This is a genomic window from Erythrobacter sp. NFXS35, from assembly GCF_040148725.1.
Lineage (GTDB): Bacteria > Pseudomonadota > Alphaproteobacteria > Sphingomonadales > Sphingomonadaceae > Erythrobacter.
Genome location: NZ_JAGDEB010000001.1, coordinates 1,107,511 through 1,122,172, shown reverse-complemented (window position 1 = coordinate 1,122,172; position 14,662 = coordinate 1,107,511). Strand labels below are relative to the sequence as shown.

16 protein-coding genes are annotated in these 14,662 nt (G+C 65.1%); 10 read left to right on the top strand and 6 right to left on the bottom strand.

All coding sequences use genetic code 11. The features are described 5' to 3' along the window. Nucleotides 1–17: 17 nt before the first annotated feature. From J3454_RS05465 to J3454_RS05455, 3 genes are all read right to left on the bottom strand, one after another. Nucleotides 18–1,604 (bottom strand): type II and III secretion system protein family protein, encoded by a 1,587-nt coding sequence (locus J3454_RS05465; RefSeq protein WP_349512730.1) that lies wholly within the window; start codon nucleotides 1,602–1,604, stop codon nucleotides 18–20. An 83-nt stretch (nucleotides 1,605–1,687) separates the two neighbouring features. Next, on the bottom strand, nucleotides 1,688–2,788 hold the full coding sequence (cpaB, locus tag J3454_RS05460) for a Flp pilus assembly protein CpaB (RefSeq protein ID WP_349512729.1): 1,101 nt from the start codon (nucleotides 2,786–2,788) through the stop codon (nucleotides 1,688–1,690). A gap of 89 nt (nucleotides 2,789–2,877) precedes the next feature. Continuing rightward, the gene (locus J3454_RS05455) at nucleotides 2,878–3,369 is read right to left on the bottom strand and encodes an A24 family peptidase (RefSeq protein ID WP_349512728.1); all 492 of its coding nucleotides are present in this window, start codon (nucleotides 3,367–3,369) and stop codon (nucleotides 2,878–2,880) included. 103 nt (nucleotides 3,370–3,472) lie between these two features. On the opposite strand from J3454_RS05455, the gene J3454_RS05450 reads away from it, so the two are divergent. The 3 genes from J3454_RS05450 to J3454_RS05440 are packed head-to-tail and all read left to right on the top strand — an operon-like array spanning nucleotide 3,473 to nucleotide 5,808. After that, complete coding sequence (locus J3454_RS05450) at nucleotides 3,473–4,450, top strand: alpha/beta fold hydrolase (RefSeq protein WP_349513144.1); 978 nt, start codon at nucleotides 3,473–3,475, stop codon at nucleotides 4,448–4,450. Next, a complete protein-coding gene (locus J3454_RS05445) occupies nucleotides 4,447–5,571 on the top strand; it encodes an NAD(P)/FAD-dependent oxidoreductase (RefSeq protein ID WP_349512727.1) in 1,125 nt (374 codons plus the stop codon). Before J3454_RS05450 ends, J3454_RS05445 begins: the two co-directional genes overlap by 4 nt. Before the next feature lie 60 nt (nucleotides 5,572–5,631). Next, complete coding sequence (locus tag J3454_RS05440; protein ID WP_349512726.1) at nucleotides 5,632–5,808, top strand: YegP family protein; 177 nt, start codon at nucleotides 5,632–5,634, stop codon at nucleotides 5,806–5,808. A 73-nt stretch (nucleotides 5,809–5,881) separates the two neighbouring features. On the opposite strand, the gene rnhA is transcribed toward J3454_RS05440, so the two are convergent. From rnhA to ispH, 3 genes are read right to left on the bottom strand one after another with little or no spacing between them, the layout of a single operon-like run. Beyond that, complete coding sequence (gene rnhA / locus J3454_RS05435; RefSeq protein ID WP_349512725.1) at nucleotides 5,882–6,322, bottom strand: ribonuclease HI; 441 nt, start codon at nucleotides 6,320–6,322, stop codon at nucleotides 5,882–5,884. Nucleotides 6,323–6,350: 28 nt separating this feature from the next. Further along, the gene (locus tag J3454_RS05430) at nucleotides 6,351–7,331 is read right to left on the bottom strand and encodes a homoserine kinase (protein ID WP_349512724.1); all 981 of its coding nucleotides are present in this window, start codon (nucleotides 7,329–7,331) and stop codon (nucleotides 6,351–6,353) included. Nucleotides 7,332–7,358: 27 nt separating this feature from the next. Continuing rightward, nucleotides 7,359–8,351 carry a 4-hydroxy-3-methylbut-2-enyl diphosphate reductase gene (gene ispH, locus J3454_RS05425; protein ID WP_349512723.1) on the bottom strand — a complete coding sequence of 331 codons (993 nt, stop codon included), beginning with the start codon at nucleotides 8,349–8,351 and terminating at the stop codon, nucleotides 7,359–7,361. 90 nt (nucleotides 8,352–8,441) lie between these two features. Here ispH and J3454_RS05420 point away from each other — a divergent pair, with 90 nt between their 5' ends. The 7 genes from J3454_RS05420 (at nucleotide 8,442) to tatA (ending at nucleotide 14,639) form a co-directional block, all read left to right on the top strand. After that, entirely contained in the window at nucleotides 8,442–9,092 is a 651-nt protein-coding gene (locus J3454_RS05420; RefSeq protein WP_349512722.1) for a hypothetical protein, read from the top strand. A 204-nt stretch (nucleotides 9,093–9,296) separates the two neighbouring features. Continuing rightward, a complete protein-coding gene (gene argS, locus J3454_RS05415; RefSeq protein WP_349512721.1) occupies nucleotides 9,297–11,045 on the top strand; it encodes an arginine--tRNA ligase in 1,749 nt (582 codons plus the stop codon). Nucleotides 11,046–11,075: 30 nt separating this feature from the next. Next, nucleotides 11,076–11,747, top strand: a complete 672-nt coding sequence (locus J3454_RS05410; RefSeq protein WP_349512720.1) for an SPOR domain-containing protein — start codon at nucleotides 11,076–11,078, stop codon at nucleotides 11,745–11,747. Between the two features lie 80 nt (nucleotides 11,748–11,827). Continuing rightward, complete coding sequence (gene nagZ / locus J3454_RS05405) at nucleotides 11,828–12,850, top strand: beta-N-acetylhexosaminidase (RefSeq protein ID WP_349512719.1); 1,023 nt, start codon at nucleotides 11,828–11,830, stop codon at nucleotides 12,848–12,850. Further along, on the top strand, nucleotides 12,847–13,650 hold the full coding sequence (locus J3454_RS05400) for a segregation and condensation protein A (protein ID WP_502878564.1): 804 nt from the start codon (nucleotides 12,847–12,849) through the stop codon (nucleotides 13,648–13,650). The genes nagZ and J3454_RS05400 overlap by 4 nt, the downstream gene beginning before the upstream one ends. Beyond that, nucleotides 13,647–14,306: an SMC-Scp complex subunit ScpB gene (gene scpB, locus J3454_RS05395; protein ID WP_349512718.1), complete on the top strand. Its 660-nt coding sequence runs from the start codon at nucleotides 13,647–13,649 to the stop codon at nucleotides 14,304–14,306. Before J3454_RS05400 ends, scpB begins: the two co-directional genes overlap by 4 nt. 96 nt (nucleotides 14,307–14,402) lie before the next feature. Further along, nucleotides 14,403–14,639: a twin-arginine translocase TatA/TatE family subunit gene (gene tatA, locus J3454_RS05390; RefSeq protein ID WP_349512717.1), complete on the top strand. Its 237-nt coding sequence runs from the start codon at nucleotides 14,403–14,405 to the stop codon at nucleotides 14,637–14,639. The last annotated feature ends 23 nt before the right edge of the window (nucleotides 14,640–14,662 follow it).

Sequence of the window (14,662 nt, the reverse complement as noted above, 5' to 3'; positions counted from 1 at the left end):
TACTCACCTTTCTCACGTTAGAGGCTGAAACCCGGGGTCGCGGCAGCGGCCTCGCGTTCGTCCTTGCGGTTCTTCTTGTCGGCCCGGCGCGGCTTTTCCGGCGCGTTCGGGACAATCGCGGCGGGATCGGCATCGCTGACCCGCGGCTGCGGGGCATCGGGTTGCGCCGAAACGGGGCCGGGACGCTGTTCGCCCGACTGGCCCGCAGTGCCCTGGAAGCCGAGCAGCTGTTCCAGCTCGTTTGCCGAACGATAGCCGTCGGTCGGCAGCTTGATGTCCTTTGCGTCGACCGGCTTGACCAGATAGGGGGTGACAACGATCACCAGCTCGGTTTCGCCCTTCTGGAATTCGCGGCTGCGGAACAGGTTGCCGAGGATCGGAACGTCACCGAGCCCCGGAGCCTTATCGAGCACATTCTGCGAGTTCGAGCTCATCAGGCCGGCGATCATGAAGCTCTGGCCCGAACCGAGTTCCACCGTCGTTTCGGTCCGGCGGGTGGTCAGCGAGGGCACCTGGAAGCCGTTCAGCTCGATCGATCCTTGTGTCGACAGCTCGGAGACTTCGGGGCGGACCCGCATTGAGATGCGGCCATTGGCAAGCACCGTCGGGGTATAGGCCAAGCTAACGCCGAACTGCTTGAATTGTACCGTGACCTGACCCAGACCCTGAGCCAGAGGCACCGGGAATTCGCCGCCGGCGAGGAACGTTGCCGTCTCGCCTGAAAGCGCGGTCAGGTTGGGCTCGGTCAGGGTGTTTACCAGCCCCAGACGCTCCGACAGATCGAGCGCGCCCAGCATGTTGATGCCGAACAGTCGGCCAAGTCCCGAGAGCGTGGTGCCTCCGTTCGAGTCCACCGCGTATCCCGGGAGTTCAGTCCCGTCGGGCAGCACAAAGGCCGTGTTCGCGACGCCGTTGCCGACCGCCAGCGGCCCATCGGGGCCACCGTTCGGTCCGCCGATCGCGCGACCGCTGCCCACACCGAAGCGGAACCCGCCCGTGCCGTCTATGGAGTTGAGATTGCCGCCGATTGCGCGCAGCAGCGAACGGCTGACTTCGGCGATCGTGACCTTCAGGTTGACCTGCAACGGCGTTGCCGTCCGCAGGCGGCTGATCACATTGGTGGTCTCGCCGGTAAAGGCCTGCACCAGACGCTCGGCTTCGGCTGCATCTTCAGGTGCGCCTACGGTGCCGGTCAACAGCACGGTGTTGGTGCCCATGGTGGATACGCTGATCTTGGCATCGGGCATGGCCAGAGCCAGCATCTGATCGACACTGCCGATGTTCGAGCCGACACGGATGTTGGCCGAGAAGATCACGTCGCCGCGTTCGTTGCTGGCGTAGATCGTGGTCTCGCCGCCGGCCCGCCCGAAGACATACAGCTGGCGCTGCGACTTGACCTGCACGTCAGCGACGTCTTCGTTGGCGACGAACACATCGGCCATGGTGCCGGGTACCGTCACCAGTTCGCCGCGTCCGATCGACAGGACGATTTCCTGCGTCGGCTTGACGACCTGCTGGGCGGTTGCGGTGGCAACCGGCAGACCGGCGAGCGGTGCTGTAACCATCGCGGCCAGCAGCAGCCTTGCCTTGAATTTCAGTGTCATGTTACGGCTCCCCCAGGGTTTGCCAGTGTCCGCGTTGGTCGAAAGCGGTCGGAACGGTTTGAACGTGGCCATCTCTATCCCTTTCAGAATACGAGAGTGGAGCTGGCTGCCGGCACGGTCTTGCCAGCGCGGCTGATGGCATCGGCCTGGCCGCGCACCATGCCATTGGCGGCAGTTTGCGCTTTCACCGGCACTTCGTCGGTTGCCTTGCCGCGGGTCACCCGCACGCTCGGCCCCTTGTAGACAGGCTGGTTATTGACGCTCGCCGGCACGCCGGGTCCTGCCGGGGCGCTGTTCTGACGACCACCGTCCTGCGAAGGCATGGTGGTGCGCTGGAAGCGCGAGACGTCGCCGCCGGTCACGAAGGTCGCACCCTTGTCGTTCGGACGCGCCATGGCGGCCTTGAGCAGCTTTTCTTCCTGCTCGGGGGTGGCGTTTTCCGGGATCCTGATATCGCCCGATGCAACCGCCCGTTCGAGTTCGGCATCATTGTCTGCCAGCGAGCGCAGCGCGAGGCTAAGCGTACCGATGGTCTGGGCAACAGCGACCTTCTCCGCGATCTTCGGCGTCACTTCGAGCGTGACGGTGCGGAATGCAGTCACCACGGTCTTGCCGTTTTCGTCGGTGGTGGTCTCGGTCGTCTGGTCGGTGGCGAGCACTCGCAGGTTGCGGATCACGGTCTCGGCCGCCCGCAGCGACTGGCCTTCGCCATCGACTGTCTGGGTCAGCACCAGATCGACCCGGTCACCCGGGAAAACAAAGCCTGCCACGCCGGTCATTGCCGACACTGGCACCGTGACAGCGCGCATGCCTGCCCCGAGCGCCGCTGCAAGGAAGCCGCGATCGCCAGGCGCGACCAGCGAGCCTTGCGTCACCGGTTCACCGGCAGTGATCGGGAAGCGGACAACCGTGCCGAGCAGCTCGTCCATGCTGGCTTCACCGTCAATGAAGTAGGCATCCTTGACCAACTCTTCCGGCCAGGGCTGAAAGCCCAGAGCATCGGCGGTGATGATCGTGCCCGAAGTGAGGGCGCGCTTGGCCACCAGAACCCGGGGGCCTGTGGGCTGCGGCGCAGCTTCGGCCACCGGGGCGGCGCCTCCTGCGAACATGCTCCGTGCAGCGAAGGCAGTTCCGATCGCAATGATCAGAGCGCCGATCAGCAGAACCAGTTTCTTCCTATCCATGGCTGAAATAGCCCCCTCGTAATCGCCCTAGGTTGGTTAGCGGGCAGGTATGGTTTCGATGTGTAAGACCTGACTGGTTAAAATCAGGTTCACTGCGCGGCGGCGGCTGTCGCGGCCGCGGGAAAAAGGTTGAAATAAAGCACCCACAGGCCGCCAAAGGCGATGGCCACACCATAGGGAATCGCCAACCGGTCGCGTTGTTTGCGCATGATGTGCCAGACGCCCATCACGATGGTCAGCACGCCGCCCGCCAATGCCATGACGATCAACAGGTTCAGGAAAATGTCCGGGCGAACCCACAGGGCCAGCGCAGTGAGCAGCTTCACATCGCCGCCGCCCATCATCTTCAGCGCGAACAGGCCCGCCAGCAGCGCGAATGCAGCCACCGCAACGCCCAGTTGCAGCGCCACTTCGGGCCACAGCGTCAATCCGCTCGACCACCAGAACAGCGGCGCACCCAGCGCAATCGCACCGTTCAGCCAGTTATCGATCCGGCGATGCCTGATATCGGTGAACGCGGCCACGACCAGCGCGATTGCCAAGGCAATCAGCAGACCGTAGTGAATGGTGCTTGTCATCATCGTGCCCCCGAAGCTGCCCCGCGCAATCTGCGTTGCGGGTCTTCATGGGTGCAGTGCTACAGGCGTTTGCTTACCAAAAAGTAACCAAGCTCGGAGGCTCCAGATTTACGACAATCGCGATTCCGCAGCGATCGATCGCAGGGCCATTCCGCCGGCGGCGCGCGAAAGCATCTGGCAGGCGGCCGACGGGCATGTGCTGCGCCGGATCGACTGGCCCGGAACAGGAACTGGCGTGGGCGATCCTGCGCGCGGCTCGATCCTGTTTCTGCCCGGGCGCGGTGACGCCTATGAAAAATACCTCGAAACGCTGGAGCAATGGCACCGTGCCGGGTGGCAGGTAACTGCCGCCGATTGGCGCGGGCAGGCGGGATCGGGGCGGCTGGGCAAGGATGCGGTGACCGGCCATGTCGAGGATTTCGCCGTCTGGATTGATGATCTTGCGCACTTGTGGGAACGCTGGGTCGCCGAAACGCCCGGCCCGCATGTCCTCGCCGGGCATTCGATGGGCGGGCATCTGGTGATGCGCGCGCTCGTCGAACGGCGGGTCGATCCGGCTGCGGTGGTGCTCAGCGCGCCGATGATCGGGGTCAATGGCCCGCCATTGCCGTTGCCGTTGCTGCATGGCGTGGCAAGGGCGATGAACGCCGTTGGCGATCCGGCGCGGCAGGCGTGGAAGTGGAGCGAGAAGCCGGGCGAAATGCCTGCCGCGCGCGCCCATCTCCTCACGCATGACGCAGACCGTTATGCCGACGAACAATGGTGGCGCGATCACCGTCCGGAGCTGGTGATGGGCCCCGCCAGCTGGCGCTGGGTGGAACGCGCCTATGCCTCGGCGCGCGGTCTGGAGCAGGCGGGCGCGCTGGAGGGTGTCGCGGTGCCGGTGCTGATCCTGTCGACGAGCGCCGACAAGTTGGTGAGCCACCCCGCCGCCGTGCGTGCAGCCAGCCGCCTGCCACAGGGCGAACTGGTCGCCTTCGGTCCGGAAGCGCACCACGAAATCCTGCGTGAGATCGATCCGGTGCGCGACCGTGCGATGGCGGCGATTGCGGACTTCCTCGACCGGGTGGCTCCGGCAACATGAGCGGTGAAGTCTGGGATTTCGCCATCATCGGCGCCGGAATGGCCGGAGCGAGCATCGCTGCCGAGCTTGGCCCCCATGCCCGGGTGCTGCTGCTCGAGGCCGAGGACGCGCCCGGTTATCACGCCACCGGGCGTTCGGCCGCGTTCTGGGAGGAATGTTACGGCGGTCCCGGCGTGGTGCCGCTGACGCTCGCTTCGGGCCCTTACCTGCGCGAGCATGGTTTTCTGACGACCCGCGGCGCGCTGTATGTCGGGCGGGCCGAGGATCGCGGGGCGGTGGATGATTTCGTGGCCACCTTTGCCGGGACCGGGGTGACGATCGAGCGGATCGGGCGTGAGGCGCTGGTGCGCCACGTGCCAGAGATGCGCACGGCGTGGTGCGACGCTATTTACGAACCCGCCTGCGCGGATATCGACGTGGCCGGGTTGCACCAGCACTATCTCGCCGCCGCCCGCCGGGCCGGGGTAGAGGTGGTATGCCGCGCACAAGTTGCCCATTTGCAGCGCGAACCGGGCGGCTGGCGCATCGCCACCGGGGGCGGGGCCGCATTCCGGGCGGCGCGGATCGTCAATGCTGCGGGGGCGTGGGCGGACCGGATCGCCGGTCTCGCCGGGGTCGCGCCGCTCGGCATTCAGCCCCTGCGCCGCACCGTGGTGCAATTGCGGGTCGCACCCGAGGCACCGGCCGATCTGCCGCTGGTGCTCGACGTCAGCGGCAACTTCTATTTCAAGCCCGATGCCGGGCGCCTGTGGCTGAGCCCGCACGACGAGATTCCCTCGGATGCGGCCGATGTCGCGCCGGGTGAACTGGATGTGGCGATTGCGATCGATCGCTTCGAGCAGGCGACCGATTGGCGGATCGAAGCGGTCGAACGGCGCTGGGCCGGCTTGCGCAGCTTCGCGCCCGATCGGCTTCCGGTCTATGGCCCTGATCCGGCAGACAGCGGCTTCTTCTGGTTCGCGGGGCAGGGTGGTTTCGGCATCCAGACCGCGCCCGCCGCTGCCCGGTTGGGCGCGCAGCTTGCGCTGGGGCAGGGACCGGATGCGATGACCGACGGGATCGATCCGGCGGCCTATGCGCCCGGGCGGTTTCAGCGCGCAAAATCAATCCAAACGGCCTAGCCAAGCGCGGCTCGATCTGGCACGTTCCTAACTCAAGTTAACGCTGAGGAGGGAAAGCCGATGGCCCACAAGTTCGAAATCTACAAGGATAACGCCGGCGAGTTCCGCGTTCGGTTCAAGTACAATTCCGAAGTGATGTTCTCGACGCAGGGCTATTCGAGCAAGTCGAGCGCGCAGAACGCGATCGATTCGATCAAGACGAACGGCCCCGGCGCGCCGACGGAAGACAATAGTTAGAATCTTGCGCTTGTAGGAAATTTCGTGTCGGGGCGGGGATCAGAAAATCTCCGCCCTGCATGTACTTGCTCAATTAACCCTGCACAATCCGATCCGCCGCCGCACTTGCGAGTGCGTCGGCGCGTTCGTTTTCGGGATGGCCATTATGGCCCCGCACCCAATGCCAGCTGACGTGATGCGGGCGTGCAGCCTCGATCAGGTCGTGCCACAGATCGGCGTTGCGCACCGGCTTCTTACTGGCGTTAACCCAGCCATTGCGCTGCCAGCCGTGAATCCACTTGCTCATCCCGTCGAGCACATATTTGCTGTCGGAATACAGATCGACCTTGCACGGTTCGATCAGCGCGCTCAGCCCCTTGATCGCCGCCATCAGTTCCATGCGGTTGTTGGTGGTATCGGCCTCGCCCCCTGAAAGTTCCTTTTCGTGACTGCCCATGCGCAGGATGGCGCCCCAGCCGCCCGGTCCGGGATTGCCCTTGCAGGCGCCGTCGGTGTAGATTTCGACCTGTTTCATGGCCTTGCCCTAGGGATGAAGCGGTGCATCAGGCAAGCAGCCCGGCACCGATCCGGTCGTAAAACCCCCAACGCTCCACGAATTGCATCGGGTCCTTGCGGGTCACCAGCGCATCGTCGGGCGTGTCCAGCCAGTCTTCCGCGCGGCTGGCGACGAACCGCAGGCACACGCCCTTCGCTAACTCAGGCAGCAACACCCGCTCCTCCGGTTCGAGCGGCCTGACGCTCTCATAACCTGCGATCAGCGCGGTGCCGAGCTGCGGCAAATAGGCGTTCGCCCCGTCGAAGCACCATGCTGCGTGCGTGACCGCCAGATCGAGCGCCATCGGCCCGGTGCAGGCGAAATAGAAATCGATCAGGCCAGTGACCTGATCGCCCAGCATCAGCACATTATCGGGGAACAGATCGGTGTGGGTCTGCGATTGCGGCAGAGCCGATAGATCGAGCGCGGCGGCAGCGCGGGCAGCGCCCAGCATGGCGGGCAGGGCAGCGTCGATGGTCGCCAGCCGGTCTGCCCCGCACGCATCGAGTATCGCGGCGCTCGCAGCGAAATCCATCGCGTTGGCGCGGGTGCGGGGGAAATCGAGCGCCGCCAGATGCAGCCGTGCCAATACCTCGCCTACAGCATGCGCCTGAGTGGGGGTTGGGCGGGTGGGGGATACGCCGGGGAGAAATTCGATCAGGGCCGCTGCCTTGCCCTCGACCATCCGGTAGGACGCGCCGTCCCGGTCGTGCATCGTGCGCGGCACCGGACAGTCCTTGCTCGCAAGATGATCGAGCAGATCGAGGAAATAGGGCAGATCGGCAGTGTCGATCCGCCGTTCGTACAGCGTCAGGATAAACCGCGCGCCCCCAGACCCCTTGCTGCCATCCGCGCCGGTCGTTTCGACCAGCCAGTTGGAATTGGACACGCCTTCGGCAATGCCCTTGGCCGACACCAACTCGCCCACGTCATAATGCGCGATCAACCGGGCAAGATCCTCCGCCCCCAGATGGGTGTACACCGCCACGCCGCTATAGCCCCCGTGCGCCCGTGACTACTCGGTCAGCAACCGCGGCAGCTTGAACACCATCTTTTCTTCCGCGGCAGTGATGGTTTTCTCGTGAATCGGGCGATACGAGGCAAGCGCCGCAACCACCTCGCGCACGAGGATTTCCGGAGCCGATGCGCCTGCTGTCAGGCCCAGCGTCTCGACCCCTTCGAGCCACGCGAAATCGATCTCGTCCGCGCGCTGGATCAGCTTGGACGGTGTGCCCAGCCGTTCGGCGACCTCGACCAGCCGCAGGGCGTTGGACGAATTGGGTGAGCCGATCACCAGCACCAGATCGCAATCCTGCGCCAGTTCCTTGACCGCCGCCTGCCGGTTCGACGTGGCGTAGCAGATGTCCTCCGCCCGCGGCCCGGAGATGTTGGGATAACGCCATTCGAGCGCGTGAATCACTTCGCGGGTGTCGTCCACCGACAGGGTGGTCTGCGTCAGATAGGCGAGTTCCTCGTCCGCGTCGAACGGCAGCTTGTCGACATCCTCGATGGTCTCGACCAGCGTCATCTGGCCCGGCGCGACCTGACCCATGGTGCCGATCACTTCAGGGTGGCCTTCATGGCCGATGAAGATGATGTGGCGGCCCTTTTCGATCTGGCGTTCGGCCTGACGGTGAACCTTGGAAACCAGCGGGCAGGTGGCGTCGACATATAAAAGCTTGCGGCGCTTGGCCTCGGCCGGGACGGCCTTGGGGACGCCATGCGCGCTGAACACCACTGGTGCATCGTCAGGCACTTCGTCCAGTTCCTCGACGAAGATCGCGCCCTTGGCCTTCAATCCTTCGACCACGTATTTGTTGTGGACGATCTCATGCCGGACGTAAACCGGCGAACCATAGCGCTCGAGCGCCTTTTCGACGATCTCGATGGCTCGATCGACCCCGGCGCAGAAGCCGCGCGGCGCGGCGATCAGCAGGTTGAGGGGAGGCCGCTCATTGACGGAATCATCACCAGCTGCAGCGGTGGATGCGGGAAAGGGCGCGTTCATGTCTCACCCTCTAGCGCTTTGCGCCGCGTCTCGCTAGGGCGTGCGTGCGCATTGGCGCAGATGGATCCGGTTTTCGAGGACAGCCCTTCAATGATGTTTCGCACCCGTGCCCTTCCTGTCCTTGCTGCCGTGGCAGCGCTGGCCGGCTGCTCAAGGGAAGGTGAGCTGGTTGTCGATCAGGGGGTCGGCATCGCATCGGTGCTGACCACTTGCCCGGCTGTCGGCATCCCCGATTACACCGGCGACGTCACCACCTTCCGTTCAGGTAGCGATCGTAGCGTCGCCAGTCTCGATGTCAGCGCGGCGATGACCAATCTTCGGGCCACCTGCAACGAAACCGGCGAACAGATCTACAGCGAGGCGATATTCGAGGTCCATGCCCGCCGCACCGATCTGCGCGGCAGCCGCACGGTGACCTTGCCCTATTTCGTTACGGTGCTGCGCGGCGGCAACGCAGTGGTCAGCAAGCGGGTGGGCGAGGTCACGCTGACTTTCGCCGACGGGCAGGAGCGTGCCGTGGCGACTGCCAAGGCGGGTTCGTTCGTCAACCGCGCTGATGCCGCGCTGCCCGAGGATATCCGCGACAAGATCACCCGACGACGTCGCGCGGGGGAGGTTGATGCGGCGCTCGATCCGCTCGCCGATCCCGAAGTGAAGGCCGCGATTGCACGCACCCGCTTCGAAATGCTGGTCGGCTTTCAATTGAGCGAGGATCAGCTGGCGTACAACGTCAGGCGTTGATGCTTTTCGCGGGCGCCTCCGCGCCCGCGTCCTCGGCGCGTTTCCGCCGCTTCGCGTCGGAGCACCTGCGGGCGCGCGGTCGCACTTGCGACGCCTGCGGCGTCGATTGACTGGCTTCCTATCTTCGCTGTCCCGGGCTTGACCCGGACCTGCGCTTCCTATCTTTGCATCCGCGATATTCCGCGCCTTCCGCACGAGAACCCGATGACCGAAACCAAGACCCTCTATGCCGCCTATGCGGCGCTGATCGAAACCGTTCTGGCCGATCTGGTTGCCGATGGCGTTCTGCCCGCTGGCACGACCTTCGCCAATGTCACGCTGGAACCGCCGCGCGATGCCGCTCACGGCGACCTTTCCACCAACGCGGCGATGGTGCTGGCCAAGGGCGCGGGCATGAACCCGCGCGCACTGGCAGAGGCGATCACAGCAAAGCTTGCCGCTTTTCCGGCGATCACCAGTGCCGACATCGCTGGACCCGGATTCATCAATCTGCGCCTCGCGCCCGATGCATGGCTGACGGAGTTGCAGGCCATCGCCGCGATGGGCGCGGATTATGGCCGGTCGCAGATGGGTGCGGGGCGGCGGGTGAATATCGAATATGTCTCGGCCAACCCGACCGGGCCGATGCACATGGGCCATTGCCGCGGCGCAGTGGTCGGTGATGCGTTGGGCACTCTGCTCGAATGGGCCGGGCATAGGGTGACGCGAGAGTATTACATCAACGATGCAGGGGGTCAGGTCGATACACTCGCGCGCTCGGTGCACCTGCGTTACCGCGAAGCGCTGGGCGAGGACATCGGCGCTATCCCCGAAGGCCTTTATCCGGGCGATTATCTGAAGCCGGTCGGAAGCGCATTGGCTGAAACCTACAGCGACAAGTACCAAGCAGCGCCCGAGGCAGAATGGCTGCCCATGTTCCGTAAAGAAGCAGTCGCGCGGATGATGGAGCTCATCAAATCCGATCTCGCGATGTTGGGCATTCACCACGATGTCTTCGCGTCCGAGGCCGAGCTGCAGGCGGCGGGCAAGCCCGAAACCGCCGAGGCCTGGCTGCGCGCGCATGATCTGGTTTATGACGGCGTGCTCGAAGCGCCCAAGGGCAAGGCACCGCCCGAAGACTGGGAGCCGATCGAACTCCCGCTGTTCCGCTCGACGAAATTCGGTGACGATCAGGATCGCCCGATCCGGAAATCCTCCGGCGCGTGGACCTATTTCGGCGCGGATCTCGCCTATCATATGCAGAAGGCGGAAAGTGCGGACGAGCTGATCGATATCTGGGGTGCGGATCACGCGGGCACGGTCAAGCGGATCAAGGCCGCCGTCGCCGCGCTGTCCGAAGGCGAGGGCCGCCCGATCCCGTTCGACGTCAAGCTGGTGCAGATGGTGCAGCTGATGCGCGGTGGCGAACCGGCCAAGATGTCCAAACGCTCGGGCAATTTCATCACGATTGCCGACATGATCGACGAAGTGGGCAAGAACGTGGTGCGGTTCACCATGCTGACCCGCAAGCCCGAAGCGCAGATGGAGTTCGACTTCGTCAAGGTGGTCGAAGCGTCGAAGGACAACCCCGTCTTCTATGTGCAATACGCCCACGCCCGGATTCGTTCGACCCTGCGCAAAGCCGCCGAGGCCGGGTTTGCGCCCGATGCGGCGCCGCTCGACCAACTGGGCGCGGAAGAAATCGCGCTGATTCGCCGCGCCGCGCAGTTCCCGCGCGAAATCGAGGCGGCGGCACGCGCCCGCGAACCCCACCGAGTCGCCTTTTTCCTCTATGATCTGGCGTCCGATCTGCACTCCTTCTGGAATCTCGGTAATGACCGCGTGGAAAAGCGGTTCATCGTGGAACAGGATGCCAGCTTGACGGGAGCGAGGCTTTTCCTCGGGCAGGCAATCGGGCAAGTGATCCGCAATGGTCTCGGCGTGCTCGGCGTCGAGGCGGTAGAATCCATGTGATGAATTGCCGGAAGGGCGCGGGGCTGGGCCATGATCGATGCCGAATACGAGGAACTGGACGTGGGCGACGGCGAGCTTGATCTGGCCGATACCGACAACCTCCCATGGCTCGAATCCGACGAGGATGACGAGGCCGCGGGCGGGCTGGATGCCGGTCAGATTCTCGGCTTTGCCGCGCTGCTGATCGTGCTGCTGGCGGTGGTGGTCGGAACGGTGTGGTACGTTTCCAACCGCGCGGCAGGCAGCGATGCCGTGGCTGATGGCAGCGTGATCGCCGCACCGGAAGGCCCGATCAAGGAACGGCCCGAAAATCCGGGCGGCAAGGAATTCGCGGGCACCGGCAATGTCGCGCCCGTGGTGGGCGAGGGCGGTCAGCGCGAAGCGGTGGTGGCCGCACCCGAAGCGCCGCCCCCCGCGCCCAAGCCTGCTCCCTCTGCCAGTCCCGTGCAAGCTGCCGCTGCGGACCTGTCCGGCGTTGGCGTGCAGCTTGCCGCCTATTCGTCGCGAGCGCGAGCCGAACAGGGCTGGAGCGACCTTTCGCGGCGTACTGCTACGCTGTCCGGGGTGAAGCACCGCGTGGTCGAGGGCAAGGTAGATATCGGCACCGTCTACCGTCTGCAGGCGATTGCCGCCGATCGTGCCGCCGCGCAGGCGCTGTGTTCGGCGCTGAAATCCGACGGGCTCGATTGCCAGGTCAAGTAAGCGCGCGAGAGGCCGGTTTTTCCCCGTTGCGAATGGTTACGCCGCTTGCCTGACTGCGGCTTGCCTGCAAGGCTGCGATCATGACCCCGACGATCTTCGGCTTGAGCGGCACGCAACTGACTGCGGATGAACGCGCCTTCTTTCGCGAGGCCGACCCGGCGGGCTACATCCTGTTCGGTCGCAATTGCGAAGATCCGTTGCAACTGCGCGCACTGACCGACGATCTGCGTTCCATCCACGGACGCGAGCGGCTGCTGGTGTCGATCGATCAGGAAGGGGGGCGCGTCGCCCGCCTGCGTCCACCGCACTGGGCGGACTATCCTTCGGGTGAGGCATTCGCGCGGCTTTATGCCATTGCTCCTGCCAGCGCGATTGCCGCGGCGCGGGCCAATGCCACGGCCATGGCGCTGGAACTATCGGCGATGGGGATCACGGTCGATTACCATCCCCCGCTCGATCTGCGCATTCCCGGTGCCCACGACGTGATCGGCGACCGGGCGTTCGGGGCCGATCCGATGCAGGTGGCCGCGCTGGGGCGGGCGGTGCTGGAAGGGCTGGCGGCGGGCGGCGTTGCCGGTTGTATCAAGCATATGCCCGGCCATGGTCGCACCGATGTCGATACGCACAAGGCGCTCCCCACCGTCTCTGCCAATGCGGCGGAGCTGGAGGCGGATCTGGCCCCGTTCCGCTCGCTCAAACATGCGCTGATCGGAATGACCGGGCATCTGGTGTTCACCGCGTGGGATGCGGAAAACCCCGCCACCCTGTCGCCAACCGTCATCGCCGATATCATCCGCGGCGCTATCGGTTTCGACGGCCTGCTGCTGACCGACGATATCGACATGAAGGCGCTGGGCGGCACCATTCCCGAACGCGCCGCGCGCGCGCACGCTGCAGGCTGCGACATCGTCCTCAATTGCTGGGGGAAAATGGCCGACATGCAGGGCATCTGCAACGTGCTGCCGACCATGTCCGAGGCCACCGCCGCGCGGCTCGACCGGGCGCTGGCGGGCACGCGTCTTGCCCCCGGCATGACGCCCGAACAGGCCGAACTCCTGGCGACGCGCGATGCGCTGCTGGCGCTGACCGGAACCGCCGCATGAGTGCGGGTTGGGAGGGGGCCGACCCGCCCTTCATGTTCCCGCCCGCCGATCCGGCCAAGCCGGATACGAGCGCGCTCTATCTCGAACTCGATGGCTGGGAAGGCCCGCTCGATCTTTTGCTCGACCTCGCGCGGCGGCAGAAGGTCGATCTGCGCCAGATTTCCATCCTTGCGTTGGTCGATCAGTATCTTACCTATATCGAGCGCGCAGGCGAGATGCGGCTGGAACTGGCTGCCGATTACCTCGTGATGGCGGCCTGGCTGGCCTATCTCAAGTCCGCGCTGCTGCTGCCCAAGGAAGAACAGGAAGACCCTTCGCCTGAAGAACTGGCGCTGCGCCTGCAATTGCGGCTGCAGCGCCTTGGCGCGATGCGCGAGGCCGCGGCGCGGCTGATGGGGCGTGACCGAATCGGGCGCGACGTGTTTCTGCGCGGCGCGCCTGAGGGCCTGCGCACCGACCGCAAGACCGTGTGGCGCAGCGACATGTTCGCGCTGATTCAGGCCTATGGTCAGGTGAAGGCACGCACCGCGCCGCGCATTTACCACGTTGCGAACCGCCCGGTGATGACGCTCGACAGCGCGCTGGAGCGGGTCTCGGCAATGCTTGGCGTGACGCTGGAGTGGATGGAAATCCGCGACTTCCTGCCGCCCCATGCATCCCCCGCACTCAAGCGTTCGGCGCTGGCATCCAGTTTTGTCGCGGCGCTGGAGTTGGCGCGGCGGGGGCGGGCAGAACTCGATCAGGATGGCGCGTTCGCTCCCCTTCGCATCCGCCGGTTGAAGGAAGGTGCGGCACAATGATGGGGGCTGAGACCGGCGCCTTGAGCCAGACGAAGGGCGAACCGGGCACCCTCGAACGTGCGGTCGAGGCGACGCTGTTTGCTGCAGACGAACCGATGACGGTGGAGGCGCTCGCGGCCCATCTGGGCGGGATCGCAGCGGGCGAGGTGCGCGCTGCGCTCACCGCGCTGCAGGCGCACTATGCTGCGCGCGGCTTCCATCTGGCCGAGCGCGGCAAGCGCTGGCATTTCGAGACCGCGCCCGATCTGGCGCATCTGCTTCGCCGGGAAAGGGAACAGGTGCGCCGGTTAAGCCGCGCTGCCACCGAAGTTCTCGCAATCATCGCCTATCATGAACCGGTCAGCCGCGCGGAGATCGAATCGATCCGCGGGGTGCAGACCAGCGCGGGCACGCTCGACGTGCTGATGGAGGCGGGGTGGATAAAGCTGGCGGGCCGCCGCGAGGTGCCGGGACGGCCAGTGATTTATGCTACCACACCAGAATTCCTCGGCCATTTCGGGCTCGAATCGCGCCGCGATCTGCCCGGCATCGACGAATTGCGCGCTGCGGGGCTGCTCGATCCGATCGACGAGGCGCTGGAAACGGCCATGCGATTCGATCCGGATGAGCCTGATAATCAAGAGGAAGATGCCCACCAGGACGAGGAGGGCGCATGACCGCATCGTTCTTTCGCTTCGTACACTGAAAGGCGGGTGGCATCTGCGCTACCGAACTCCTATATCGGCAGGGCACACAAGTAAGAGAGATTTGCCATGGGTATCGGTTGGCCGCAGCTTCTCATCATCGCGCTCGTTGTCCTCGTTCTGTTTGGCCGTGGCCGGATCGCAGACATGATGGGCGATTTCGGCAAGGGCATTTCCAGCTTCAAGAAGGGCATGACCGAGGCCGACGAGCCCGCGCCCAAGGCCCGGATCGAGCCGCCGGCGGCAACGCCCGCCCCGGCCGAAACGCCCGCGCCTGCCGAAAAGAACGACACCACCAGCGCCTGATCCAGGTCTGAAGGAGGCGGCAC